General features: G+C 64.1%; 21 protein-coding genes. 9 read left to right on the plus strand and 12 right to left on the minus strand.

Going from position 1 to position 25,020, the window contains the following annotated elements; all coding sequences use genetic code 11:
- Nucleotides 1-35: 35 nt before the first annotated feature.
- The 3 genes from D6B98_RS07495 to D6B98_RS07505 all read right to left on the minus strand — a co-directional run bounded on the left by D6B98_RS07495 (nucleotide 36) and on the right by D6B98_RS07505 (nucleotide 2,952).
- The gene (locus D6B98_RS07495) at nucleotides 36-893 is read right to left on the minus strand and encodes an alpha/beta fold hydrolase (protein WP_126256365.1); all 858 of its coding nucleotides are present in this window, start codon (nucleotides 891-893) and stop codon (nucleotides 36-38) included.
- Between the two features lie 112 nt (nucleotides 894-1,005).
- Entirely contained in the window at nucleotides 1,006-1,833 is an 828-nt protein-coding gene (locus tag D6B98_RS07500) for an HD domain-containing protein (RefSeq protein ID WP_126256367.1), read from the minus strand.
- A gap of 219 nt (nucleotides 1,834-2,052) precedes the next feature.
- Nucleotides 2,053-2,952, minus strand: a complete 900-nt coding sequence (locus tag D6B98_RS07505; RefSeq protein WP_126256368.1) for a LysR family transcriptional regulator — start codon at nucleotides 2,950-2,952, stop codon at nucleotides 2,053-2,055.
- Between the two features lie 152 nt (nucleotides 2,953-3,104).
- On the opposite strand from D6B98_RS07505, the gene D6B98_RS07510 reads away from it, so the two are divergent.
- The 5 genes from D6B98_RS07510 (at nucleotide 3,105) to D6B98_RS07535 (ending at nucleotide 8,438) form a co-directional block, all read left to right on the plus strand.
- The gene (locus D6B98_RS07510; protein WP_126256369.1) at nucleotides 3,105-4,256 is read left to right on the plus strand and encodes an ABC transporter ATP-binding protein; all 1,152 of its coding nucleotides are present in this window, start codon (nucleotides 3,105-3,107) and stop codon (nucleotides 4,254-4,256) included.
- Nucleotides 4,249-5,196 carry a carbohydrate ABC transporter permease gene (locus D6B98_RS07515; protein ID WP_126256370.1) on the plus strand — a complete coding sequence of 316 codons (948 nt, stop codon included), beginning with the start codon at nucleotides 4,249-4,251 and terminating at the stop codon, nucleotides 5,194-5,196. Before D6B98_RS07510 ends, D6B98_RS07515 begins: the two co-directional genes overlap by 8 nt.
- Entirely contained in the window at nucleotides 5,193-6,029 is an 837-nt protein-coding gene (locus D6B98_RS07520) for a carbohydrate ABC transporter permease (RefSeq protein WP_126256371.1), read from the plus strand. The genes D6B98_RS07515 and D6B98_RS07520 overlap by 4 nt, the downstream gene beginning before the upstream one ends.
- A gap of 28 nt (nucleotides 6,030-6,057) precedes the next feature.
- Entirely contained in the window at nucleotides 6,058-7,338 is a 1,281-nt protein-coding gene (locus D6B98_RS07525) for an ABC transporter substrate-binding protein (RefSeq protein WP_126256372.1), read from the plus strand.
- 275 nt (nucleotides 7,339-7,613) lie between these two features.
- Entirely contained in the window at nucleotides 7,614-8,438 is an 825-nt protein-coding gene (locus tag D6B98_RS07535) for a phosphodiesterase (protein WP_126256373.1), read from the plus strand.
- A 187-nt stretch (nucleotides 8,439-8,625) separates the two neighbouring features.
- Here D6B98_RS07535 and D6B98_RS07540 read toward each other — a convergent pair whose 3' ends face one another.
- Nucleotides 8,626-9,108, minus strand: a complete 483-nt coding sequence (locus tag D6B98_RS07540; RefSeq protein ID WP_126256374.1) for an SgcJ/EcaC family oxidoreductase — start codon at nucleotides 9,106-9,108, stop codon at nucleotides 8,626-8,628.
- A gap of 463 nt (nucleotides 9,109-9,571) precedes the next feature.
- Between D6B98_RS07540 and D6B98_RS07545 the strand changes: the two genes are divergently transcribed.
- From D6B98_RS07545 to D6B98_RS07560, 4 genes are all read left to right on the plus strand, one after another.
- Nucleotides 9,572-9,847: a hypothetical protein gene (locus D6B98_RS07545; protein ID WP_126256375.1), complete on the plus strand. Its 276-nt coding sequence runs from the start codon at nucleotides 9,572-9,574 to the stop codon at nucleotides 9,845-9,847.
- 64 nt (nucleotides 9,848-9,911) lie between these two features.
- Entirely contained in the window at nucleotides 9,912-10,220 is a 309-nt protein-coding gene (locus D6B98_RS07550; protein ID WP_126256376.1) for a hypothetical protein, read from the plus strand.
- A 587-nt stretch (nucleotides 10,221-10,807) separates the two neighbouring features.
- Entirely contained in the window at nucleotides 10,808-11,287 is a 480-nt protein-coding gene (locus D6B98_RS07555; protein ID WP_126256377.1) for a hypothetical protein, read from the plus strand.
- Nucleotides 11,288-11,465: 178 nt separating this feature from the next.
- Nucleotides 11,466-11,690: a hypothetical protein gene (locus tag D6B98_RS07560; protein WP_126256378.1), complete on the plus strand. Its 225-nt coding sequence runs from the start codon at nucleotides 11,466-11,468 to the stop codon at nucleotides 11,688-11,690.
- Between the two features lie 25 nt (nucleotides 11,691-11,715).
- Here the strand turns inward: D6B98_RS07560 and D6B98_RS07565 are convergent, their stop codons facing one another.
- From D6B98_RS07565 to D6B98_RS07600, 8 genes are all read right to left on the minus strand, one after another.
- On the minus strand, nucleotides 11,716-12,723 hold the full coding sequence (locus D6B98_RS07565) for a methyltransferase (protein ID WP_126256379.1): 1,008 nt from the start codon (nucleotides 12,721-12,723) through the stop codon (nucleotides 11,716-11,718).
- An 800-nt stretch (nucleotides 12,724-13,523) separates the two neighbouring features.
- Nucleotides 13,524-14,402: a transglutaminase family protein gene (locus D6B98_RS07570; RefSeq protein ID WP_126256380.1), complete on the minus strand. Its 879-nt coding sequence runs from the start codon at nucleotides 14,400-14,402 to the stop codon at nucleotides 13,524-13,526.
- On the minus strand, nucleotides 14,399-16,936 hold the full coding sequence (locus D6B98_RS07575; protein WP_126256381.1) for a circularly permuted type 2 ATP-grasp protein: 2,538 nt from the start codon (nucleotides 16,934-16,936) through the stop codon (nucleotides 14,399-14,401). The genes D6B98_RS07570 and D6B98_RS07575 overlap by 4 nt, the downstream gene beginning before the upstream one ends.
- 27 nt (nucleotides 16,937-16,963) lie before the next feature.
- The gene (locus D6B98_RS07580; protein ID WP_126256382.1) at nucleotides 16,964-20,233 is read right to left on the minus strand and encodes a transglutaminase family protein; all 3,270 of its coding nucleotides are present in this window, start codon (nucleotides 20,231-20,233) and stop codon (nucleotides 16,964-16,966) included.
- 282 nt (nucleotides 20,234-20,515) lie between these two features.
- Complete coding sequence (locus tag D6B98_RS07585; RefSeq protein ID WP_164718459.1) at nucleotides 20,516-21,820, minus strand: methyl-accepting chemotaxis protein; 1,305 nt, start codon at nucleotides 21,818-21,820, stop codon at nucleotides 20,516-20,518.
- Complete coding sequence (locus tag D6B98_RS07590; RefSeq protein WP_126256753.1) at nucleotides 21,798-22,319, minus strand: PAS domain-containing protein; 522 nt, start codon at nucleotides 22,317-22,319, stop codon at nucleotides 21,798-21,800. The genes D6B98_RS07585 and D6B98_RS07590 overlap by 23 nt, the downstream gene beginning before the upstream one ends.
- Before the next feature lie 236 nt (nucleotides 22,320-22,555).
- Complete coding sequence (locus D6B98_RS07595; protein WP_126256384.1) at nucleotides 22,556-24,079, minus strand: UxaA family hydrolase; 1,524 nt, start codon at nucleotides 24,077-24,079, stop codon at nucleotides 22,556-22,558.
- 96 nt (nucleotides 24,080-24,175) lie between these two features.
- Entirely contained in the window at nucleotides 24,176-24,952 is a 777-nt protein-coding gene (locus tag D6B98_RS07600) for an HpcH/HpaI aldolase family protein (protein ID WP_061020197.1), read from the minus strand.
- Nucleotides 24,953-25,020: the final 68 nt, after the last annotated feature.

The raw sequence follows: 25,020 nt of genomic DNA on the forward strand, positions 1-25,020 counted from the left end.
TATGCCGCAGCCGCCGTCCGGACGTCGATCACGGCCTACGCCCATTCGGCCGGCCGCTCCTGCGGCAGATTATGACCGGCATCGGTGAAGACGCGCCGCTCGAAGAAGCCCTCGAACTTGCGCGCGTGATGGGCGGTGCCGGGATTGACGCCGTCGCTGTCGCCGTCGATCGCAATGGCCGGGACGCGGATCTGCGGCTGGCTGGCGAGCCGCGCCTCGATTTCCGCATAGGCGGGATCGCCCGCGACCAGCGCGTAACGGTGCCGGTAGGAATGGATCACGACATCAACGAAATCGGGATTGTCGAACGACACCGCGCTCCGCTCGAACGTTGCGTCGTCGAACGCCCATTTCGGCGACCACATCGCCCAGAGCTGGCGGGCGAAGCCGCGCCGGTTGCGCTCCAGCGCGCGGCGGCCGCGCTCGTTGTGGAAGAGATATTGATACCAGAGTGCCGCCTCCTCGGGCGGCGAGGCCGGTTCCATGGCACGGGCGATGTTCTGGATGTTGTAGGAATTGCCGCTGACCAGCCCGATCACGCGATCCGGATAAAGCGCTGCGACCACGCAGGCCGCGCGCCCGCCCCAATCATAGCCGCCGACGATTGCGCGCCGGATATCGAGCGCGTGCATGAAGGCCAGGAGATCGGCGCCGAGTGCTGCCTGCTCGCCGGAGCGCAAGGTCGAGGCGCTGCGGAAACGCGTCGGCCCATAGCCGCGCAGCCAAGGCACCAGCACCCGCGCACCGGCCTCGGCGAGGATCGGCGCGGTCTCGGCATAGGCGTTCACGTCGTAGGGAAAGCCGTGGCCCATAATGCAGGGCCAGCCGTCGGGCGCGCCGTATTCGCGATAGGCGATGTCGAGGATGTCCGTGGTGATGGTTTTTTGTTGCATGGTTTTGCTCACGGATTTTGCGCACTATCGTAGCCCGGATGAGCGCAGCGACATCCGGGATGCGGCGCCGCCGGCCCCGGATATCGCTGCGCTCATCCGGGCTACAACGGGCCTATGTCTGCGGCCCGGACAGCGAGATGTCGCGCTCGGCGCGGAACACGTTGCTGTAGAGGTTGGCGATCCATTGCCGGCCGATCTCGGTCTTGTTGAGATAGCCGATCTCGGTCTGGATGTGCGGTGCGACGCTGTTCCAATAGAACTGCGGATAGCGGTTCACGATGTCGGCCGGCGAATCGTAGCCGAGCTGGCGATTCATGCCGACTTCCTCGAACTCGTAATAGAGTGCGTTGGCCTTGCGCAGATAGTTGGGATCGCCGAGTTGGCCGATGAAGTCGGCCGCGCGCAGGATCGAGGCCTCGTCGTCGTATTCCTGGCCCTGGCGCGCCGGAAAGCGCGTACCCTCGATGGCGCGGGCAACGCGCTCCGGATCGAGCCCGGGAATATGCCGCAACCGCCGCGTCACATATAGTTTCGAGCGGTCGACGTGATACATCATCAGGCTCGCGTCGGATGCACCGCGCGGCAGCGAGATCTTGGTGTCGGACGCGTCGATGACGAAGCCGTCGGCGTCGTCCTCCTCGAACAGCCCGCGCACATAGCCGATGTCGTGGGCGAGGCAGGCGATCAGGATATGGACGTAGTCCTCAGCCGACAGATGGGTATGGAGACTCCGGCCGCGCAGGATGGCCTGGGCCGCCAGCGTCACCAGCATCGTGTGCTCGATATTGTGATAGAGCGCATCGCTGTTGCCGATGCATTCCATCGCGGTGCGGGTCGCGCTCTCGACGATATTGGCAGAAGTCTCATCGTACCGGCGACGCATGAACTTACCGAGGAAGTCCTCGAGGGATTCAGCCGCCAGTCTCGGTAAGGTTATCATGGCTGCAGCCCCGTCCGCCGCTGGTGTCCCACGCTCTCTCCCGACGCCTCTGTTGTTCTCGACGCGGTGCCAGCATAGCCCATCTTGGGCCGGCTGACCAAATTCCGCATCAAAAATTCGTAAATATGTTACATTGCCGCTGCGCAACATAGCGGTTGCGTCTAGCATCTGATACACCCTGAGGGCGACAGCCGGAAAGATCCAGGCCTGACGACCGCCTTACGGGGCGGACAAGATGTCGGCGCCATCGGCCGAGCGCGAAAGGCTTCTGGCCAAATAGAACAGCTCGACCAGCTTGCCGCGTTTGCCGGCCAGCGAGAAGATATATTCGGGCGATTCCGCCTCGATTTCCGCGATCGCCACCTTGGCGATGCGATCGATACGGCTCGAGCCGTGCTCCCAGACGAAGCCGACACCGAGCCGGTTGGCGACGGCCTCCAGCATGCCCTCGCGCGTGTTGACGACGATCGCCGGGCTCGCGCGCAGATTGACGGCGCGAAACGCCCGGTCCACGACGCGCTGGGTCGCGGAATCCCGAGTCCGAAACACCAGTGGATATTGCAACAAGCTGACGGCGGACACGCGCGATTCCCGACTGAGGTCGTGGACGGGGTGGCAGATCGCGACGACGCGCTGCTGCACGCAGGGTTCGCGACGGAAGCGATTGTCCTGCGGCACCTCCGGCAGCACCGCAACGTCGACACGCTGATCGACCACCGCCGCCATGATCGCCGACCAGCTGCCGATCTCGATGTTGATCTGGATCTTCGGATACAGGTTGCGAAAGGCCGCGATCAACGCCATGCCGGGCATGGCGTTGCCGAGCCCAATGCGAAGCTCGCCTCCCGTGAGCTCATCGCGCTGCTGCAGGATGGCCAGTGCGTCCGCCTCGATCGCCTGCATGCGGCTCGTCGCTGCGTAGAGCCGGCGGCACAGCGGCGTCGCGATCAGAGTCTGGCCGTGCCGGTCGAACAGCGCAACCGCGAACTCGGCCTCCAGATCGCGCACAAGCTGGGCAACGGCCGGCTGCGACACCCCAAGCCGCCTTGCTGCGGCGGCAAAGCTGCCGGTCTCGAACACCGCATTGACCGCCCGGACGCGCGAGGACGTCAACGCCACGACAACAACCCCAAGTCGATCTCCGTCTGCCGAACCCGGCAAAAGCAAAACCTGGGATGACCATAAGGACGGCCATTGACCGTTATGTGAATGTCAGATGCGCTCCCTACTCCTCATGCGCCGCAACAAGGCCAGCAGGGGACTAAGCGCGCATGGCGCAGATCGAACTTTCCGCAATCCGCAAGTCCTTTGACGGCACGGACGTCCTGAAGGGCATCGATTTCCGGATCGAGGATGGCGAGTTCATCTCGCTGGTCGGTCCTTCCGGCTGCGGCAAGTCGACCCTGCTCCGGATCATCGCCGGGCTGGAGCCGCAGAATTCCGGGCAGGTCCGCATCGACGGCGGCCCCGTAGACGACATTCGTCCCAGCGCGCGCAACCTCGCGATGGTGTTTCAATCATATGCGCTTTATCCGCATCTGAGCACCTTCGACAACATTGCGGTGCCGTTGCGGATGCGGCGTCTCTCAGCGATCGAACGGCTGCCGCTGCTCGGCCCGTTGCTGCCGGGCCGGCGCGCCAAGGAACGCGTCATCCGCGCCGACATCACAGCCATCGCCGAGCAGCTCGATATCGCGCCATTGCTGCGGCGCAAGCCCGGGCAATTGTCCGGTGGACAGCGGCAACGCGTCGCTGTCGGACGCGCCATGGTGCGCGAGCCACGAGCCTTCCTGTTCGACGAACCGCTCTCCAATCTCGACGCAAAGCTGCGTGTCCATATGCGCGCAGAGCTCGCCGAGCTGCATCGCCGTCTCAAGGCAACGTTCATCTATGTCACGCACGACCAGGCCGAGGCGATGACCATGTCGAGCCGGATCGCGGTCATGATGGGCGGAGAACTGATCCAGGCCGGCACGCCCGCGGAAATATACAACGATCCCGACGACATCCGTGTTGCCGAATTCATCGGCAGCCCCAAGATCAATATCCTTCCCGGCCGGATCCGGAAGGACGGCGGCATCGACGTGCTGGGAATCGCTCTGCGGCTTGCGTGCGGCGCGACCGCGGGCGACTGCCGTGTCGGCGTGCGCCCGGAGCGGATCGAACTGGGCGCGGGGCCATTTTCCGGAAGCGTCGTTCATCTGGAAAACCTCGGCGCGGAGGCCTTCGTGCACCTTGCGATCGAAGGCGCCGGCGTGCGCCTGATCGCGCGGCTCGCCGACGTCAGGCACTTGCCTGCGATGGGCAGTCCCGTCGCGTTCGGTTTCGCCCCCGACGCGGTGCGGCTGTTCGATGCGGCCGGGAAGCGGGTCGAACCGAGAGCGGAGCAGGCCGAGCGCATCCGTGAGGCCGCCCATGTCTGACGGCTCCATGACCATTGACGCGGCGATCGTCCCGGCTGCCGCCGCGAAGCGGGCGTTGCCGGCGCATGGCAGCCGGCGCACATATTCCGCTTACGCCCTGGTGACGCCAGCCGTAGCCCTCATGCTGGTCATGCTGCTTGGTCCGCTCGCCGGCGTGATCGCCCTCTCCTTCACCGATTATCAGCTCGGCGCGCCGCATTTCTCCTGGATCGGGCTCGCCAACTACCAGGACCTGTTCGCCGACAGGGTGTTCTGGACCGCGCTACGCAACACGCTGGCTTACGTCGTGATCGTGGTGCCCGGCGCCGTGGTCGCAGGCCTTGCGATCGCGCTCCTGATCCAGAGCGGCACCAGCCTGCGCAGCCTCTACCGGACCATCTATTTCCTGCCCGTGATGGCGACCCTGATCGCCATGGCGGTGGTGTGGGAATTCATGCTGCATCCGCAATTCGGTCTGGTGAACGGGCTGTTGCGCGGCGCGGGCCTGCCGGCCTTCGCCTGGCTGCAGGACCGCAGCACCGCGCTCTATGCGCTGTGCGCAATCGGCATCTGGCAGGCCGTCGGCTTCAACATGGTGCTGTTTCTCGCCGGTCTCGTCTCCATCCCCAAGCAGCTCTACGAAGCGGCCGAAATCGACGGGGCATCGAGCGGCTGGGCACGCTTCCGCCTCGTGACCTGGCCGATGCTCGGGCCGGTCACGACCTTCGTCGTCGTGATCTCAGGCATCCGCTCCTTCCAGGTGTTCGACACCGTGCACGTATTGACCAAGGGCGGCCCGTCGAAATCCACCGAGGTCCTGATCCACACCATGTACACGGAAGGGTTCGAGTTCTTCCGCTCGGGCTACGCCGCGGCAATCACTGTCGTCTTCCTCGTCTTCGTTCTCGCGCTCACGCTCATCAAGTCGAGGCTCGCCGATCGCGGCGTGCACTACACATGAACCATACGCATTCCGTCACGCTCCGGGCGATCCTCCGCCACGTGCTCCTGATCGCGGGTGCCGCGCTCATGCTGGCGCCCTTCATCTGGATGATCTCGACCGCGTCCAAGCCGCAAACCGAGATCTTCTCCAGCGAGCTGCATTTGATCCCACACCAGTTCGCGCTGGCGGAAAACCTGCGCGAGGCCTTCGCCAAGGCCAATCTGCTGCGCTTCCTGATCAACGGCCTCATCGTCACGGTCTCGATCTTCGTGCTGCAGGTCATGGTGGCGCTGCCGGCGGCCTACGCGCTGGCAAAGCTTCGCTTCCTCGGTCGCGAGACGCTGTTTGCACTGGTGCTGTTCGGGATCCTGATCCCGCCGCAGGCGACCGCGATCCCGGTCTTCCTGCTGCTGCACAAGATCGGCCTGCTGGACAGCTATGCCGCGCTGGTCCTGCCCTTCACGATCTCGGTGTTCGGCATCTTCCTGATGCGCCAGTTCTTCAAGACCGTGCCCGACGATCTCGTCGATGCCGCGCGCATGGACGGCATCTCCGAATTCGGCATCGTCTGGCGGGTGATGCTGCCCGCCGCGATCCCGGCCCTCACCGCCTTCGGCATCTTCTCCGTGGTCGCGCATTGGAACGACTATTTCTGGCCGCTGATCGTGCTCAACAGCGAGCAATTGCGGACGCCACCGCTTGCCGTCGCGCATTTCCGCAACAACGAGGCCGGCACCAGCTACGGCCCGCTGATGGCCGCGGCGATGGTGATCATCGCGCCGCTCGTCATCGCTTTCCTCTTCGCCCAGCGCCGCTTCATCGAGGGCATCACCCTCACCGGGATCAAGTAACTACGTCACCTCAAACAGGAGTGTATCCATGCTGAAGTCCATCATCGCCGCGGCAGCTCTGTCGCTTGCGGCCGGCTCTGCCCTCGCGCAGTCCCAGACCGAGATCGTGATGCAGTATCCCTATCCGGAGCTGTTCACCGAGACCCACAAGCGCATCGCCGAGGAGTTCGCCAAGGTGCACCCGGAGATCAAGGTCACGATGCGGGCTCCTTACGAATCCTACGAGGACGGCACCCAGAAGGTGCTGCGCGAGGCCGTGACCAACCAGATGCCGGACGTGTCCTTCCAGGGCCTGAACCGCATCCGTGTCCTGGTCGACAAGAACATCCCGGCCCCGCTCGACGGCTACATCGCGGCCGAGAAGGATTTCGACAAGCAGGGCTTTCACCAGGCGATGTTCGACATCGGCACCGCCAGCGGCAAGGTCTACGCCCTTCCCTTCGCGATCTCCCTGCCCATCGTCTACGTCAATCTCGACCTCGTGAAGCAGGCCGGCGGCGACGTGAACAACCTGCCGAAGAGCTGGGACGAGCTGATCGCGCTCGCCACGAAGATCAAGGCGCTCGGCAACGACACCAACGGCGTCACCTATGCCTGGGACATCACCGGCAACTGGCTGTGGCAGGCGCCGGTGTTCGCGCGCGGCGGCACCATGCTCAATGCCGACGAGACCAAGGTCGCCTTCGACGGATCGGAAGGCAAGTTCGCCATCAACATGATCGCGCGGCTCGTCAACGAGGGCAGCATGCCCAACCTGGACCAGCCGTCGATGCGCGCGGCGTTCGCGGCCGGCAAGACCGGCTTTCACGTCACCTCGACCTCGGACCTCAACAAGGTCACGCAGATGACCGGCGGCAAGTTCGCGCTGAAAACGATCCCGTTCCCGGACGTCGTCTCTCCGAACGGCCGCCTGCCGGCCGGCGGCAATGTCGTGCTGATCCTCGCCAAGGACAAGGCCAAGCGCGACGCCGCCTGGGAAGCGGTGAAGTTCTGGACCGGCCCCAAGGGTGCTGCGATCATGGCGGAGACCACCGGCTACATGCCGCCGAACAAGGTCGCCAACGACGTCTATCTGAAGGACTTCTACGTCAAGAACCCCAACAACTACACCGCCGTCAGCCAGCTCGCGCTGCTCACCAAGTGGTACGCCTTCCCCGGCGACAACGGCCTGAAGATCACCGACGTGATCAAGGATCATCTCAACTCGATCATCTCGGGCGCCCGCGCCAAGGAGCCCGAGGCCGTCCTCGCCGACATGACCGCGGACGTGCAGAAGCTGCTGCCGAAGACCACCGGCGCGGCGCGCTGAGGGTCCTGACATCCGCCGGCACGGGACGCCACTAAAGCGGAATGGCTTTAGGTTGACTTGATTGCCACGGGCTCGGTGCAACCTCTCCCGCTTGCGGGAGAGGTCGCGCCAAAGGCGCGGGTGAGGGCTTTCTCCTCTAGGGGGTTATCCCATCGCGGAAAGACCCTCTCCCCAGCCCTCTCCCGCAAGCGGGAGAGGGAGTGCACTTACGCTGTAGCAATCAAACCCGATCTCATCATGTTCTAGCGCCCCGTGCCTCATCACTGGAGATAGCGATGAAGCTGCTTCATCTGAGCGACATTCACCTGACGGCGCCCGGCTCGACCATCGGCGGCCGCGATCCGCGCGTCAATTTCGAGCGCGCGCTGGCGCACGCCCTGGAAGACCATCATGACGCCGAGTTGATGGTGATCACCGGCGACCTCTCCGACTGGGGCGATCTCGCCGACTATCAATGGCTCAAGCAGCGCATCGACGAATATCCGCTGCCGGTCCGGCTGTGCATCGGCAACCACGACCGGCGCGCCGCCTTCCTGAACGTCTTCCCCGACCTTGCCGACGACAACGGCTTCGTCCAGGGCGTCCACGATACCGCCGCCGGCCGCTGCCTGTTCCTCGACACAGCCCATCCGGAAACGCACGCCGGCCGTTACTGCGAGAATCGTCTCGGCTGGCTCGAGGCACGGCTTTCCGAACATGACGGGCCGTTCCTGCTCTTCATGCACCATAATCCGATGCCGGTGCATCTCGTCCCGTTCGACCAGATCGGCCTGCTCGACGAGGCTCCATTCCGGCATCTCATCAATCGCCATCGGGCCAAGATCCGCCACGTCTTCTTCGGGCATTGTCACTTGCCTCTTGCAGGCTCGATTGCCGGCGTCCCCGTCTCGTCGCTGCGCGGCACCAACCATGCGAGCTTTCCGCTCTTCTCCGAGGCGAAGCTGCTGAGCGCCTGCGACCTGCCGCAATCCTACGGCGTCGCATTTTTCGGGGAGGACTATGTGACCGTACACATGGTGGAATACGGCTATGACGGTCCTATCCGCACCCAAGGTTCGCCCGACTACAAGGCTTGGGATCGCGAGACCATGGTTCGGTGACCGGCGAGCGCCGACCATTTCCAGTGCGTGTACTCATAAACCCGCGCTGCACGCCTTGTAGAGTCCGCTCCACCTCTAATAGCGGCTCGTTGGCATCTCTCACCCTAGGTCGGAGATGGGCCAGAAGCGGACTTGAGTCGCCAATGTCCCAACGCTATCCGCCCTACGTAGCCTTCGATCTCTGCCTCTACTTCGGAGACTTAACATCGATGTTGTAAAACGCTTCCATTAACCAGCGACCATCTCGCCGCACAAAAACTTCCATAAGCTGCGTTCTGCTTACGCCATCACCTGATAGAGCAGCGCCGCTGGGTGTGTCCTTGAGGCCGTGTATCTCGTTATCGATATCCACGATGGCTACGTCGCTCGTGATGAAACGAAGCCGTCGAATGTTTTGTTTTTTTGTCGTTCCTTTGAAGATGCCCGCCAAGATTTGAACCTGTCGTTGGCAGAAAACCTCTTTGCCAGACATATCAGTTCCCGATGTATTGAACGCCGAGATGTCCAGTGCCGCCGATTGGCAAAAGCGGGATCCATCGCCATCGTTCCATGCGGACACTTGCTCTCCAACAATGGCGCGTATAGCCGCTTCCCCAGCACCATCTTGTGCGTTTGCGGAATGCGAAATCACAGTAGTCACCAAGATCAGAACAAGGCGATTTTTCAACATGATCAACACCTCAACGCCGGGAGGAACGGGGCCGTCAAGAGCGTCGCAATGACGTTGTCACTTCAAATACGAAATTGCTCTGGCGATAAATCAGGATTGCGGTCGGTCGTCGTAGTTGTCGTAGTCTTCGGTATCTAGCTATCTGAACCGAGCACCACCTATCTGCCGCTGTGGCGAAACGCAATCCTCTCCCCCAGCCTGTACGAAGGTCGGACTGGGAGGCAAGGTCTTCAGGCCAAGTTGGCCAACCAAAATGTCCGCTTCAAGTCAAAAATTGCCCTCAACATGTCCGCTTGGGGTCAAGATGGGAAGAACTCAACCTGAGCAAATCTAGTCTGCCTCGCCCGATAAGCGGACCTCAACGAGGTGCGCCGCGACTTCGCTGATGGGCCAAATGCAGACTTAAGCGGTCTGCAAACCTTGTTCGTGGGGCGGGCGCGAATCTAAGCGACGTTGTGTTACCATGGCGAGCATGTTTCCCATCAAAATCCCGCCCACCGTTCTGCTCATTTTTATCGTCGGGAGCGCGTCCTGCATTTTCTTGTTTTACGGCCTCTATCTACTGATCGCGCTGGTTGCTTTGAACCTGGCCTGCCTGCTGTTGGCCCCGATCGCGAGGCGACGCGGATGGGGCGCTGAAGGGCGGCTCACGAGACATCTCAGTCGTCCCCGGATGGAAGACGAAAGCCGCAGAGCCATTGTGCGCGAGAGCGTACGTACCCTGAAGGAAGAGGGATGACTGTTTCAGAGGACGGCCGAGTTTGGCGGCTTCGAGTGCGCGGCTTTACGGTTGCTGGAGCTGTATGCGTCGCCTTGATTTTGTTGCTGAAGGCTCTCTATCCAATCGAGTTCCATGCTCGGTGGCTGTCATGAGAGCAACGAATGCCACCGTTCTTGCGGCCGCGCTTGCTCTGCTGTTGGCCGCCGTCGGAATTTCTCATCCCGCTATCCGGGCTGCGCTGCTCGGCAACTGGAATTTCACGAAGTCGGTTGAGCGCGACAACAGCATATATTATCGCTTGAAGGTTCGTCTCACCTACAAAGGCGAGCCCCAGAATTTCGACATCGTCGTCGGCTGCAACGTCAAGCAGACAAATTACATGGATGGCTGACGGACGCTCGAAGTCGGTCTGATACCCAGCGTGTTCGGTCGTCGCATGAGCGACGGCAAGGGATTGGTGGTGCGCCCCCCGCGTGCGTGTAACGGCGAAACAACTGCGAACGGAAAAGTGCCTGGCGACTTGCTGCCGATCATTGCCGTCTTCGATGACGCCGAAACGCTAGCGTTTGGAACGGCCTACCTTTCCGAAGATGCCTATGACAGTCCGATGTCCGTGCTTTCATTTGGCGGAAGTACGATTGAGCCTGCAGGTCCAAGCGAGTTCGCGACCTTTCGGCGCGAGCAGCCCAACCTGGTTAAGCGCGAATCGTATCATACGCCGAGCGGACCTGCGGCCACTGAACGGTTGCATCTGAAGCCTGCACCCGTTCCGATGGGGGTTGGCTGTTTTGGCTATGCGCGGTTCAGATTGTTCGGCCAGGAGCAAGAGCGGGCGCACGCGTTATGGCCCTCCGGCCAGCCGCGCTATTGGCGCCCCACGACGTCAGCCGATCACGATGCAATCGATCCCTTCGTGGATCCCGAAAGGCCGATGCAGACCGCCGCGGCGACTCAAGAACCTATCCGCGTCGAAAGTTGGTGTTCGGGCTTGATAACGGCGCCGCCGACCGCGGGATGCCGACCCGGCAAGGCGGAGGCATCATCAACGGTCTGCCGGGGGCGGCATTTCCGCCGTCGTACTATCCTAATATCGGTGGGTGGATATCCCTTCCCTGGCCGACCGACGTGGTGCAGCGAGCCGAGAGCTTGCTCCGCGATGGGCCGCGAGTTGGAGCAAGCATCGATTTTCGCAATAGTGCGATGCGTGGCTTCGCCTATTGCAGTCCGTTTCCGGAAAAGTTTCCGACGGGCGTGTCCTATTCCGACCCTTCCGTGTCGCCCGCCGCGGCCTACACCAAAATGCCGTTGCACAATTATGTAGACCGCCTTGATGTGGTTCGCGCTCCTCCCGTCGTGGATTGGGATTGGATACGCGGACCCGCGCTGATCGTCGAGCGCGATGAGTTCATCTTCAAACGTTTTGAAATCGGTCTGCAATCGACCAGGGGAGACGTGTGATGGCGCTACATGTCAGTCCGGTTTGGGTCAAAATGCGAAGAACTCAACCTGAGCAAATCTTGTCCGCCATGCCTCAATGAGCGGACCTCGTGGAGCGATACTGCCACTTCGCCGAAGGGCCAGCAGCGGAAGTCAAAGTGGGCTGAAATGAAAGAGGCCGCCAACTGAGGCGGCCTTAATGCAGCTTGCCGCGAAGCTTGCGAATGATCTCTCGCAACTCGGCAGCGTACTCCTCGATCACGCGCCGTGCTTCCTCCAGCCGGGAGAGCTTGGCTTCTTAACTGGCTTCGGTTTGGCGGGCGTGGTCATGGCCGATGGTTCGGCCGCGCGGGGAATGACCGTTGAGCCAAATCAACGGTTCCGCGAATTAAGGAAGCCGCGAAATGCGCCCTTATTCAGATAATCGAAGCAAATGCAGACTTTTCGGCCTAAGTTGGAACAGCCTCTATAATCTGGAAGTGCAAGCCTGCGCGAGCCGTGCCGCGCGTCTCAAATCCGGCCGCTCGACACAGCGCGGAATACTCGTCGTAAGTCCGTTCCAGCGCACCAAGCATGACGAGCATATTGAGGTCACTGAATTTCGAGATTGGCCCCTCGTTCGGCGGCTCCACAATGCGTTCAACGAGCAGCAGTCTCGCATTGGCTGTCATCGCGCGACGGCATGTAGTCAGGATGGAAATTGCTTCCTTGTCGTCCCAATCGTGAATGATTGCCCGCATCACATAGGCATCAGCCCCCTCCGGAATGGCTTCAAAGAAGCTGCCACCAACGATTTCGCATCTGTCGGCGACACCATCTCGCTTCAGAACTTCGACCGCCTTCTCGACCACGTGCGGCTGATCAAACAGTGTTCCGCGCGAGCCCTTATTTGCCGCGAGAATTCCCGCCAGCAATTGGCCTTGACCACCCCCGATGTCGGCCACGTGACGAAAGCGGCTAAAGTCATAGGCGGCGATGATAGCCTCAATGGCGCCGCGAGAATTGGCTGTCATGGCTCGATTAAAAATCGCGTTCTCATCGGGACGGGTGCTGCGATACTCCCATACGCTCTGACCATTGAGATGCCGAAAGGCGCTCTCACCGGTGCGTACGCTATGTTCGAGATGGCCCCAAGCCTGCCAGGCATAAGGTCGCCCGACATATGCCGCCCAGCCGTCCAGTGGGGTCGGTGAATCAGAGCGAAGGCACTCGCTCATCGGGGCGAGCGAAAACGTTCTGTTCTCAGCCTCATGGAAAACACCGACCGAAGCTAATGCCCGCAAGAGTCGATAAAGTGTCCTCGGATGGGATCCGCTGAGCCGAGCAAGTTCGTTGCTGCTTAGCGGCCCGTGGCTAAGGTGGTCGGCTATGCCAAGGCGGGCCGCGACGTGAATGGCTTGCGAAATTTGATAGCCGTTGATCAGCCGCGTCAGGTCCGAGAATGCATTCGTAGTCATGGTCTCATCTCCTCCTGGGCAGGCGGTGAAGATCGAAGACGTGGATGCAAACCAATTGTATCGGCAGAATTTGGGATACGCACGGTCTATCACGACCAAGACGCTTCGCGGAACGATTTCAACAGAAGCAGACGGAGCCTGGGTCGGCTTCGGGTCAAAAGCTGCCCTTGGCGGGCTGCTTCACCTTGGTCGGCTCATCTCCTGTAAGCAGACATTTTGGCTCTTCGACCGCAGGTCCGCAACGGGCCAAGAGGCGACATTGCAGCCTGACGCTATTATAACGGAGGTCGCAAATAGGGACGGCCGACGTTGCGCTGGCTCATCGCAAGGCATACTCAATGAGACTCCGTTTGATCTTCAGGGTCGTTGGGGCGTGGGTTGGCTCGCTCGTCATTCTAGCCACAGTGCTTACCTGCCTTAGTCATGTCAGGGGTAACAACGGCGTTGAAGCTTTATGGCTAGTCAAGCTTCTTACGGACGCGTCCATTCCGTTGGTGGCATTCGCCTTGCTAGTTTGCCTCGGATTTCCGCGATCAATATGCGGTCATCCGTTCCGATGGACGATGATGGCTATCCTTACAACTTCAAATTCTCGCTGCCCTTGTCGGAGGCGGAGCCGGGTTGATATTTTCGCTTATGGTCACTATTCCTGCTGCGGGGCTCTTTTTAATTTCCGCACGATGGTGGCCAATGAAGACGGACGGTGCCTAAGTTCGGCAATGGGTCACGAGCTGCCGATGACATTCTAGATGGCCGACCTCCGCTTTGCGTTGGTAAGCCGGCGCTTATGAGTACCCGCCCTACTCCACCAGCACCACATCGACGGCGACGCCGAGCTTCTGCTTGGGCGAGCCGACGATGATGCCGTCGACCGGCGAGACGTCGGAAAAATCGCGCCCCACGGCGAGCACGATATGGTCGTTGCCGATCAGGAGATCGTTGGTTGGGTCGAGATCGACCCAGCCGAGCTCCGCCCCGCACCACAGCGAGACCCAGGCATGGGTGGCATCCGCGCCCTGCAGGCGCGGCTGGCCCGGTGCTGGAATGGTGCGCAAATAGCCGCTGACATAGGCCGCCGGCAGGCCGAGCCCGCGCAGCCCCGCGATCATCACATGGGCAAAATCCTGACAGACGCCGTGGCGCTTGTCGAAGACCTCGCCGAGCGGGGTCGAGATCACCGTCGCCTTGGGATCGTAGCGGAAGTCGGCGCGGATACGGTGCATGAGGTCGACTGCGCCTTGGAGGATGCCCGCGCCGGGTGCAAAGCTCAAACTCGCATAGGCGCTGACCGGGCGCAGCACCGGCACCAGCGGGCTCGCAAAGACATAACCGATCGGCGAGGACGGCCCGAGGCTCGTCGCTTCGAAGGCGACGTCACGGATGCTTTCCCAGGGCGGACTGACGGCGTCGCGCGGCGGCGGCCGACGTGATACGGCGACGCGCGAGCGCGAGTCGATCCGCAGGTTGCGATGCGCGGCTTCGATCACGACGCTCTCGGTGAGCGTACCGAAGAAATCGCGCCGCAAATTGCGCTCGGCAGGCCGCGGACGGATCTCGACGCCGTGCGAGATCAGCTGCTGGCCGCCGCCGCTTCTGGGCTCCAGCCGCAGCGTGCAGCGGGCGAAGCTGACGGGACTCTCGTATTCGTAGGTGGTGACGTGACGGATGTCGTAGATCACGCCAGCCCCGTCAGCTTTTCCGGCCGGGCGGCATTGGGGCCATGCGGGAAGTAGTGCTGCCCGATCGCCTCCGCGAGGCTGAGCAGGTCCTGCTCCAGCGCAAACAGCATCTTGACCTCGAGCTTCTCGGCCTCTGCCGTTGCCAGCATCGCCTGCATCGCCACCGCGAGCCGCTGCGGCTTCTCGATCAGGCCGTGCTCCTTCAGGCTCGGCAGCGCTTCAATATGCTCGTTCAGCGTCGCCACCTGGAACGCCACCGAGCGCGGATTGTAGGGATCGAGCACGGCGAGGTCGCGCACCGGCGCCAGGATCGGCGCCAGCAGATAACGCGAGCGGTAGGTGATCTGGCAATCCACCAAGGTCAGCAGGATGTCGAGGTCCTCGTCGCCGGCCTCGTCATAGGCGAATTGCCGCGTGAAGCGCGTGGTGTTGATGGCGCGCTCGACGCGGCGGCCGATGTCGAGGAAGCGCCAGCCGGCGGCGCGGTTCATGTTTTCTTGCGCCAGGCCAGCGAAGCTCGCCAGCTCCTGCAAGGTCAGCTCGGCCGCGCTCAGCACGCTGTCGTCGTCCTCGACCTCATAGGCAAGGCGCTCGGCCATCTCGGTGATGACCTGCCAGGCATCGGGCGACAGCCGCTCGCGCAACGAGGTCGCCGTGCGCTGCGCCGCGCGCACCAGCGACAGGGCCGAGCCGAAACGCGCCTCGCTCTGCAGCGCTTCGGCCGCGATGCGCCCTGCGGCCGCGCGCGAGGTTTGCGAGACCGCGCCCCAGGCCACCAACAGGCGCTGGATGCGCTCGGCCGATTGCAGCGAGGCCGCGGTGCCCTTGTTGGGCCCGCTCGGCGAGCCCAAAGCGCGCACGAGGCGCAGCGTTGCCTCGGCGCGTTCGAGATAGCGGCCGAGCCAGAACAGATTGTCGGCGGCGCGGCTCGGCAGCACGCCGGCGATGCGGCGGATGCGGACCTTGTCGGTCGCCGGCAGCAAGGTCGCGGTCGAGACCTGCTTGTCGGAGACCACCCAGACGTCGGCGGCACGCGCACCGTCGCCCATCGACACCGCGCGCGCGTCCGCCTGCTCGGCGATGCGGCAAAAGCCGCCGGGCATGATGGCCCAGCCGTCGGGCGTCGCCGCCGCGAACACGCGCAGCACGAAGGGACGCGGCGTGATCTGGCCCTGCTCCCACACCGGCATGGTCGAGAGCCGCACCACCTCCTGGCCGACATAATCCATGCCGCGCGCGGCGATGGCTTCGACCAGGCGCTGGCGGTCGCTCGCATCAAGCTCGCTCGCGAGCACCGGACCGCTGGAGTCGAAGCCGGGCACGCCGCGCCGGTAGGCGCCTTCGATCGCGACCTCGTCGAGCCGCGCCAGCACCTCCTCGCGCGCGACGCGCTGGCCGCACCACCAGGTCGCGATATGCGGCATCTTCAGCTCCTCGCCGAGCAGGCGGCGGCTGAGCGCCGGCAGGAAGCCGAGCAGCGCCCGCGCCTCCAAAACGCCGGAGCCCGGCATGTTGGCGACGACGACGCCGTCCTTGCGCAGCACGTCGATCAGGCCGGGCACGCCAAGATGCGAGGACGCATCGAGCTCGAGCGGATCGAGCGAGTTGGAATCGACCCGGCGCAGCAGAACGTCGAGCCGCTTGAGGCCGGCAACGGTTCGGATGTGGATGCGGTTGTCGCTGACGGCGAGATCGTCGCCCTCGACCAGCAGGAAGCCGAGATAGCGCGCCAGCGTCGCATGCTCGAAATAGGTCTCGCTGAAGCTGCCCGGCGTCAGCACGCCGATGCGCGGCTCGTCACGATCGGCGCGCGCGCGCAGTGAGTCGCGGAACGCCTCGAAGAACGGCGCGACGCGCGGCACGTTCATCGACTTGTAGAGGTCGGAGAAGGCGCGCGAGAGCACCAGGCGGTTCTCCAGCGCGTAGCCCGCGCCCGACGGCGCCTGGGTGCGGTCGCCCAGCACCCACCAGCGGCCGTCGGGCCCGCGGCCGACATCGGCGGCATAGAGCGAGAGATAGCGCCCGCCGGGCGGCGGCACGCCGCAGACGGGACGGAGGTATTCGGGGCTGCCGGCGATCGCGGCCGCGGGCAGCGCGCCCTCGGCGACCAGGCGTCCCTCGCCATAGAGGTCGCGCAGCACGCGTTCGAGCAACTCGGCGCGCTGGGTGATGCCGGCGCAGAGCTGCTGCCAGTCGGCCTCGTCGATCAAAAGCGGCAGATGGCTGATCGACCAGGGCCGGTCGGCGCTGTCGCCGGGGGCCCGGTAGGTGACGCCGGCCTCGCGGAGGTGGCGGTCGGCCATGCCGAATCGCCGCTCGATCTCGTCCGGCGCGAGCGCGCCGAAGGCCTCGAAGAAGCGGCTCCAGACCGCGCGCGGGGCGCCGTCGGGGCCCAGGAACTCATCCGGAATGCCGGGCAGGCGGCGATAGTCGCGGACCCATTGCGCGAAGCGGCGCTGGCCTTCACGCTGGCTCTCACGTTGTCCTGGCGCCCTACCCGCCTTGTCGTCCTCTTCGGCTGCGCCCTCGGCCATGCGCCTCTCCCTGCCCCACCATCATACTCATTGCAGGAGCGTGGTCCGCAAGTCGAGGGTCAGGGGAAACTCATTTGTGCGTTCCTCGGGCGGGGGCTGGATGGGCCCCGGCGTGTGGCCGTGGTCCTGGAAGCGCGCCAGGCGCCGGGCCTCGGCTTCATAGGTGTTGACCGGCTTGGTGTCGTAGCTGCGGCCGCCCGGATGGGCGACATGGTAGACGCAGCCGCCGAGCGAGCGGCCGTTCCAGCTGTCGATCAGGTCGAAGGTCAGGGGCGCGTGGACCGGAATGGTCGGATGCAGGCCGGAAGCCGGCTGCCAGGCCTTGAAGCGGACGCCGGCCACGGCCTCGGCCGAGCGGCCGGTCGAGGTCATCGGCAGGCGGCGGCCGTTGCAGGTGACGATGTGGCGGCCCTCGACAAAGCCCTCCGCCTTGACCTGGAGCCGCTCGACCGACGAATCGACATAACGCACCGTGCCGCCGGCCGAGCCCTCCTCGCCCAGCACGTGCCAGGGCTCCAGCGCCTGGCGCAGCTCCAGCGTCACGCCGCCGTGATGGACGCGGCCGAAGGCGGGAAAGCGGAATTCGAGCTGCGCCAGATACCATTCCGGCTCGAAGGGGTAACCGAACTGCTTGAGCTCGCCGAGCACGTCCAGAAAATCGTCCCAGATGAAATGCGGCAGCATGAAGCGGTCATGCAGCGCGGTGCCCCAGCGCACGAACTTGCCGTGTTGCGGCTCGCGCCAGAATTTCGCGATCAGCGCGCGGATCAACAGCTGCTGGGCCAGCGACATGCGCGGGTCCGGCGGCATTTCGAGCGCGCGGAATTCGACGAGGCCGAGCCGGCCGGTCGGTCCCTCCGGCGAATAGAGCTTGTCGATGCAGATCTCGGCGCGGTGGGTGTTGCCGGTGATGTCGACGAGCAGATGCCGGAACAGGCGGTCGACCAGCCACAGCGGCGCCTGATAGCCCGGCGGCGGCACGTGCGAGAGCGCGATCTCGAGCTCGTAGATGCTGTCGTGCCGGGCTTCGTCGATGCGCGGCGCCTGGCTGGTCGGCCCGATGAAGAGGCCGGAGAAGAAATAGGACAGCGAGGGATGCCGCTGCCAATACAGCACGAGACTCTTGAGCAGATCCGGCCGGCGCAGGAACGGCGAGTCCGGCGGGCTCGAGCCGCCAACCACGACGTGGTTGCCGCCGCCGGTGCCGGTGTGGCGGCCGTCGACCAGGAAGCGGTTGGCGCCGAGGCGAACCTTGCCGGCATCCTCGTAGAGGCCGGTGGTGATCTCGACCGCCTCGCCCCAGCTCTTCGCCGGCTGGATGTTGATCTCGATGACACCGGGATCGGGCGTCACCTTGATCACCTCGATGCGCGGATCGAACGGCGGCGGATAGCCTTCGACATGGACGGGGAGCTGCATCTCCTCGGCGGTAGCTTCGAGCACGGCGACCAGCTCGAGATAATCCTCGATGCGCTCGACCGGCGGCATGAAGGCGCAGATGACGCCGTCGCGGACTTCCACCGACAGCGCGGTGCGCACCGGGACGACCGTGTTGAGCTGCTCGGGCGCGGCCCGCGGCGGCGATTCCGGGCGCGCGGCGAGCGTGAACACGGGCAGCTTGCCCCGAGCCTCCATCGGATCCTGTTCGACGATGTAGGGATATTGGTTGGGCGGCACGTATCCGAGCGAGCCGAGCGGCAGGCGCAGGCCAAGAGGCGAATCGCCCGGCATCAGGAACAGATGATTGCGCCGGAGAGCCCAGCGCTCGCTGCGCCAGCGCGGCGGCGCATTCCAGCGCTGCACCGGCAGCACGAAGCCGCGCGGCGTATTCAGCCCCTCGTCGAACACGCGCGCCATGCGCGCGCGCGCCTCCGGATCGGACAGTTTGGAATCGGTGGGATCGACGTTGACGGGAAGCTCGGCTTCCTTCTGGAGCCAGTAGGCCGTGTCCTCGTAAGCCGGGATGATGTAGCCGGGATCGAGCCCGAGCCGTGCTGCCGTGACCTCGATGAAGGTCTCGGCATCCTTCACCGCGGCGCGCCGCGGATGTTCGATGCTGGCGATCAGGTCGGCGTTCTTCCAGATCGGCACGCCGTCCTTGCGCCAGTACAAGCCAAAGGCCCAGCGCGGCAGGCTTTCGCCCGGATACCATTTGCCCTGGCCGTAATGCAGAAGACCGCCCGCGCCGAAGCGCGTGCGCAGGCGGCGGATCAGGTCGTCGCCAAGCGCGCGCTTGGTCGGGCCGACGGCTTCCGTATTCCACTCCGCCGCTTCGAGGTCGTCGACCGAGACGAAGGTTGGCTCGCCGCCCATCGTGAGCCGTACGTCCGCGCTCGCGAGATCGCCGTCGACCTGCTCGCCGAGATCGTTGAGCCGCGCCCAGGATTCGTCGGAGAACGGCTTTGTGATGCGCGGCGCCTCGCGGATGCGCTTCACGCTCATGTCGAAGGCGAACTCGACCTCGGCAAAGCCGGCGCCGCCCGAAATCGGCGCGGCCGAGCGATAATGCGGGGTGGCCGCGACCGGGATGTGGCCCTCGCCCGCGAGCATGCCGGAGGTCGCGTCGAAGCCGATCCAGCCGGCGCCGGGCAGATAGACCTCGGCCCAGGCGTGCAGGTCGGTGAAGTCGTTCTCCACTTCCGGCGGCCCTTCGATCGGATCGATGTCGGGGCGGATCTGTACGAGATAGCCGGAGACGAAGCGCGCGGCGAGCCCGAGATGACGGAAGGTCTGGATCAGCAGCCACGCGGAATCGCGGCATGATCCGGCGGACGAGGCGAGCGTCTCCTCCGGCGTCTGCACGCCCGGCTCCATCCGGATGATGTAGCGGATCTTCTTCTGCAGCTCGCGATTGAGCTCGACCAGGAAGTTGACGGTGTTCGGGGCTTCCTGCGGGATCGAGTCCAGATATTTCGCAAACAGGCGATCGGGCTTGACCGTCTCGAGATACGGCGCGAGCTCGGTCTTGAGATCCTTCGTGTACTCGAACGGAAAGCTGTCGGCGTACGGCTCGACGAAGAAGTCGAACGGATTGACCACCGTCATCTGCGCGGTGAAGTCGACCTCGATCTTCAATTCGGTCGTCTTCTCGGGAAAGACGTAGCGGGCGAGCCAGTTGCCTTGCGGATCCTGCTGCCAGTTCACGAAATGATTGGATGGCGTGACCTTGAGCGAATAGCTCAGGATCGGCGTGCGCGTGTGCGGCGCCGGACGCAGGCGGATGGTCTGCGGACCGAGGTCGATCGGGCGGTCGTACTTGTAGTGCGTGACATGATGCAGTGCGACGTAGATCGACACGGGGTGCGGTGCTCCAGCAGCTTTTTTGAGCAGAACACCTGAAGTGGGTGCGATCAAGCACTAACAACGGGCAGCGCGTGCCTAGGAAGTATCCCGGTCGCACCGTAGGCCGGATGGCGCGCCACATGTGCAGTCTCGTTGGTGGGCAAAGGCGCGCGCTTGCGCCGTGCCCACGGCTTCCGTTGCGTGGGCACGGCGCAAGTGCGCCTTTGCCCACCCTACGATTCTACGATTCCGAGTCAGCGGAGAGAGCCCGCCCCATCTCGCCGCGATCGCGCGGCCTTACGCCGCCGAGGTCAGCCGCTGCAGGAACTGCCTCACCTCGCGGCGGAGCGTCTCGACTTCGCCGTGGACGCGCTCGGAGGCGCTGTTGACGCGGCTCGCCACGCGGCCCGTATCGGCAGCGGCTTCGCTGATACCTGACACGTTGGAGGAGACCTGCGAGGTGCCGGCGGAGGCCTCGTGGACGCTGCGGGCGATCTCGCGGGTCGCGGAGCCCTGCTGCTCCACAGAGGCCGCAATGCTCGCGGTGATGCCGTCGATCTCGGCGATGGTCTGGGCGATCGCCTCGACCGCCGCGACCGAATTGGTCGTCGATTGCTGCATCTCGCCGACCTTGGCGCTGATCTCCTCGGTCGCCTTCGCGGTCTGGTTGGCGAGGCTCTTGACCTCGGAGGCGACCACCGCGAAGCCGCGGCCGGCCTCGCCTGCCCGCGCCGCCTCGATCGTGGCGTTGAGCGCCAGAAGGTTGGTCTGCGAGGCGATCTCGCTGATCAGCTTGACGACGTCGCCGATCCGCAGCGCGGCATCCGCGAGGGAGCGAATTTCGTTGCCGGCGCGATTGGCCTCGTCGACGGCGCGACCGGTGCTCGCGGTCGAGCCGGCCACCTGGCGGCTGATCTCCGCGATCGAGGATGCGAGTTGTTCCGCGGCGCTCGCCACCGTCGCAACGTTGCTCGAGGCCTGCTCGGACGCGCTGCGCATGCCGGAGGTCTGGCGGTTGGTCACCTCCGCCGCGGCCGCCATCTGGCCGGCGTCGGATTCCAGATCGGTCGCGGCGCTCATGAGGCTGCCGGCAACCTCGTCGAGATGCGTACCGAACTGATTGGCGAGGCCGGCGATCTCGACCACGCGGCGGCCGAGGCTGTCGGTGCCAACATTGATCACGGTGGCCGAGCGGCGGAACGAGCCGGGCAATCCGCGCGCGAGGATCTTGCGGAAATACTTGCCGCGGCTGGCATAGTCCATCGATGCCGAAGCCTCGCGGACGAAGGCGTCGGTGATGTCGAGCATGTCGTTGACCGACTTCTGGATGGCGCCGATCCGCCCGGCCTGTCGCTCGCTCAGGATCCGCGCTTCGAGATCGCCGTGCGCCGCCTTGCGGCAGACATCGGCGACTTCATCGACGGCCACCGCGGCGCGATGCTGGCACCAGACGGAATAGCCGAGCAGCAGGATCGCTGCGCCGAGCGGCGCCGCACCGATGCTTCCGCTCCAGCCGAGCAGCAAGCCGACGAACGCGACGCTGGCGAGAAGGCACGCGACCGCAGTCGCTCCCTGCGCCTTAGAGAGAGAGCACAAATTCATCGTAACCGACACCGTTTTGCTTGAGCAGACCGACCATCATGTCGAAGCTCGCACGCATGCCGTCCTTGGCATTGGCGTGGCGCGCCTCTTCCGCGCAGAGCGCCTTGTAGATCGGCTTGATGCGTTCGACCGGGGCCGGATCGGGCCTGCGTCGATTGGAATGATATCCGATGATGTTGCCGCGATCGTCGAACGTCGGGGTGACATGGGCGAACACCCAATAATGGCTGCCGTCCCCGGCGAGATTGACGACGTAGGCGAAGATTTCCTGCTTGGCCTGGAGCGTGTCCCACAGCAGCTTGAAGACGCAGCGCGGCATGTCCGGATGGCGGATCAGGCTGTGGGGCGCGCCCATCAGCTCCTTCCAGGGGTATTTCGCCATGCGGAGAAAGACGTCATTGGCGTAGGTGATGCGGCCTTTGAGATCGGTCTTCGATACGATCAGCTCTTCCTCACCGAGGAGATTTTCCACCCCAGTGGGACGTATCGCTTGCATCAGATGGATCCTCGACAAAGGGCGGGCCCACCACGCTGTGGAGCCGCATCGCCTCCTGTCTACGGCAACAATGTTAACCAGATGTAAGCCGGGAAGTCCTGCGAGAGGCGCCCGCCTCCGTATCACTACTTAGCGAATGATTGTTGCATCACCGACGATCACACGCGATGCCGAAGCCGTCGCGAACGTCTGCCTGCGTCCTCTGATTGCGTCGGCGCGGCGCGGCGCGCCTGGCGCGATTACATCGTCGCGCCAAGCACCCAGGGCGCGAACTCGGCGCCGCCGAAATCGAAGCTCTCGCTCTTGGTCGGCTGTCCCGACGCCGTCTTGAGGACGAGATCGAAAATGCGCTGGCCGCATTGCTCGACGCTCTCCTCGCCTTCGAGGATGGTGCCGCAATTGACGTCCATGTCCTCTTCCATGCGCTTGTACATGGGCGTGTTGGTGGCGAGCTTGATCGAGGGCGCCGGCTTGCAGCCGAACACGCTGCCGCGGCCCGTGGTGAAGCAGACCAGATTGGCGCCGCCGGCGACCTGGCCGGTGGCGGCGACCGGATCGTAGCCGGGCGTGTCCATGAACACGAAACCCTTCTTGGTGACAGGCTCGGCGTAGCGCAGCACCTCGACGAGGTTGGTGGTGCCGGCCTTGGCCATCGCGCCGAGCGACTTCTCCAGGATGGTGGTGAGCCCGCCGGCCTTGTTGCCGGGGCTCGGATTGGCGTTCATCTCGGCGCCTTCGCGCGTCGTGTATTCGTCCCACCAGCGCATGAGGTCGACCAGCTTCTCGCCGACCTCGCGGCTGACGGCGCGGCGCGTCAGCAGATGCTCGGCGCCGTAGGTCTCCGGCGTCTCCGACAGGATCACCGTGCCGCCATGGCGGACGATGAGATCGCTGGCGACGCCGAGCGCCGGATTGGCGGACACGCCGGAATAGCCGTCCGAGCCGCCGCATTGCAGGGCCACAGTGAGCTCGCTCGCCGGCACGGTTTCGCGCTTGACCTTGTTGGCATCAGTCAGCGCCTCGCGCACGAAGGCGATGCCGGCTTCGACGGTCTTGCGGGTGCCGCCGACCTCCTGGATGTCCATCGCGCGCAAGCGGCCGGCGAGCTTCTGCTCTTCCATCAGGCCGCCGATCTGGTTCACCTCGCAGCCGAGGCCGAGCACGATGACGTGAGAGAAATTGACGTGCCGCGCATAGCCGCCGAGCGTGCGGCGAAGCAGCGCGAGCGGCTCGTTCTGCGTCATGCCGCAGCCGGTCTTGTGGGTCAGCGCCACCACGCCGTCGACATTGGGGAAATCGGCGAGCGGATTGTCGCCGGTGAAGGGATTCTTCTTGAAGACGTCGGCGACGAGGCTTGCGACATGCGCGCTGCAGTTCACCGAGGTGAGGATGCCGATATAATTGCGCGTGGCGACACGGCCGTCCGGGCGGCGGATGCCTTCGAACGTCGCCGGCAGATCGAAATTCGGCGTCGGCTTGACGTCGACGCAATAGGCGTAGTCCTTGGAGAAATCGCCCATGCCGCAATTCTGCACGTGAACGTGCTGGCCCGGCGCGATGGCTTGCGTGGCGAAGCCGATGATCTGGCCGTAGCGCTTGACCGGCTCGCCCGTTGCGATCGGCTTGATCGCGACCTTGTGGCCGGAGGGAATGCGCTCGACCGTGGTCACGCCGTCGGCCACCACCGTTCCCGGCGGCAGGCTGGCACGCGCGATCACCACGCCATCATCGGGATGCAGGCGGATGACGGGGCTGATGGTCATGGCGGTCTCCTTCGGAGGCGAATAGCGAATGGTGAGTAGCGAATGGAAACGGGAGCGGCGCCATTCGCCACTCCCTATTCGCCATTCGCCCAGAGCTCAGGCCTTGCCGCCGGAATCCTTGCGGGTCGCATTGACCTGCATCTTGGCGTAGGTCGTCATCAGGCCGACCTCGTTCGACAGCGTCACCAGCTTGAAGCCCATGTTGATGGCGCGCGCTGCGCCTTCGGCGCCGCTGCAATGGATGCCGGGGTTGAGGCCGCGCTTGCCGCACTCCTTGATGATCTTCTCGTAGATCGCGAGGATCTCGGGCTCGCTGCGGTCGAGCTTGGGCTCGAGGCCGTAGGAGAAGCCGAGATCGGACGGGCCGATATAGACGCCGTCGATGCCCTCGACATCGAGGATCGCTTCCATGTTCTCGACCGCGGTCCGGGTCTCCATCATCGGCAGCAGCACGATCTCGTCGTTGGCCGTCTTCTGGTAGGAGCCCGCGGTGCCGTACATGCCGGCGCGGATCGGGCCGTTGGAGCGCACGCCCTTCGGCGGATATTTGGAATAGGAGACGAGGTTTCTGGCTTCCTGCGGCGTATTGACCATCGGGCAGATCACGCCGTAGGCGCCGCCGTCGAGCACCTTGCCGATGATGCCGGGCTCGTTCCAGGGCACGCGGACCATCGGCGTGATCGGATGCTTGTCCATCGCCTGGAAGCACTGCACCATCGACAGATAATCCTGCACGCCATGCTGCATGTCGACGGTGACGCTGTCGAAGCCGCATTGCGCGATCATCTCGGCCGAGAAGCCGGAGGGAATCGCAAGCCACGCGTTGACCACGGCCTTGCCCGACTTCCAGATCTCTTTGACTTTGTTCGCCACGTTGCCTTTCCTTCCCTGTTGCGCTCACTGGCCGCGGATCGAGTTGGGCCGCACTTTGAGCGAAAAAA

The organism is Bradyrhizobium sp. LVM 105, assembly GCF_003957705.1.
In the GTDB taxonomy this organism is placed as follows: Bacteria; Pseudomonadota; Alphaproteobacteria; order Rhizobiales; family Xanthobacteraceae; genus Bradyrhizobium; species Bradyrhizobium frederickii.

Coding starts and splice junctions, on each gene's coding strand:
- D6B98_RS07495 (WP_126256365.1), bottom strand. CDS start 893: ATGCAACAAAAAACCATCACCACGGACATCCTCGACATCGCCTATCGC.
- D6B98_RS07500 (WP_126256367.1), bottom strand. CDS start 1,833: ATGATAACCTTACCGAGACTGGCGGCTGAATCCCTCGAGGACTTCCTC.
- D6B98_RS07510 (WP_126256369.1), top strand. CDS start 3,105: ATGGCGCAGATCGAACTTTCCGCAATCCGCAAGTCCTTTGACGGCACG.
- D6B98_RS07515 (WP_126256370.1), top strand. CDS start 4,249: ATGTCTGACGGCTCCATGACCATTGACGCGGCGATCGTCCCGGCTGCC.
- D6B98_RS07520 (WP_126256371.1), top strand. CDS start 5,193: ATGAACCATACGCATTCCGTCACGCTCCGGGCGATCCTCCGCCACGTG.
- D6B98_RS07525 (WP_126256372.1), top strand. CDS start 6,058: ATGCTGAAGTCCATCATCGCCGCGGCAGCTCTGTCGCTTGCGGCCGGC.
- D6B98_RS07535 (WP_126256373.1), top strand. CDS start 7,614: ATGAAGCTGCTTCATCTGAGCGACATTCACCTGACGGCGCCCGGCTCG.
- D6B98_RS07540 (WP_126256374.1), bottom strand. CDS start 9,108: ATGTTGAAAAATCGCCTTGTTCTGATCTTGGTGACTACTGTGATTTCG.
- D6B98_RS07545 (WP_126256375.1), top strand. CDS start 9,572: ATGGCGAGCATGTTTCCCATCAAAATCCCGCCCACCGTTCTGCTCATT.
- D6B98_RS07550 (WP_126256376.1), top strand. CDS start 9,912: ATGCGTCGCCTTGATTTTGTTGCTGAAGGCTCTCTATCCAATCGAGTT.
- D6B98_RS07560 (WP_126256378.1), top strand. CDS start 11,466: ATGCAGCTTGCCGCGAAGCTTGCGAATGATCTCTCGCAACTCGGCAGC.
- D6B98_RS07565 (WP_126256379.1), bottom strand. CDS start 12,723: ATGACTACGAATGCATTCTCGGACCTGACGCGGCTGATCAACGGCTAT.
- D6B98_RS07575 (WP_126256381.1), bottom strand. CDS start 16,936: ATGGCCGAGGGCGCAGCCGAAGAGGACGACAAGGCGGGTAGGGCGCCA.
- D6B98_RS07585 (WP_164718459.1), bottom strand. CDS start 21,820: ATGAATTTGTGCTCTCTCTCTAAGGCGCAGGGAGCGACTGCGGTCGCG.
- D6B98_RS07595 (WP_126256384.1), bottom strand. CDS start 24,079: ATGACCATCAGCCCCGTCATCCGCCTGCATCCCGATGATGGCGTGGTG.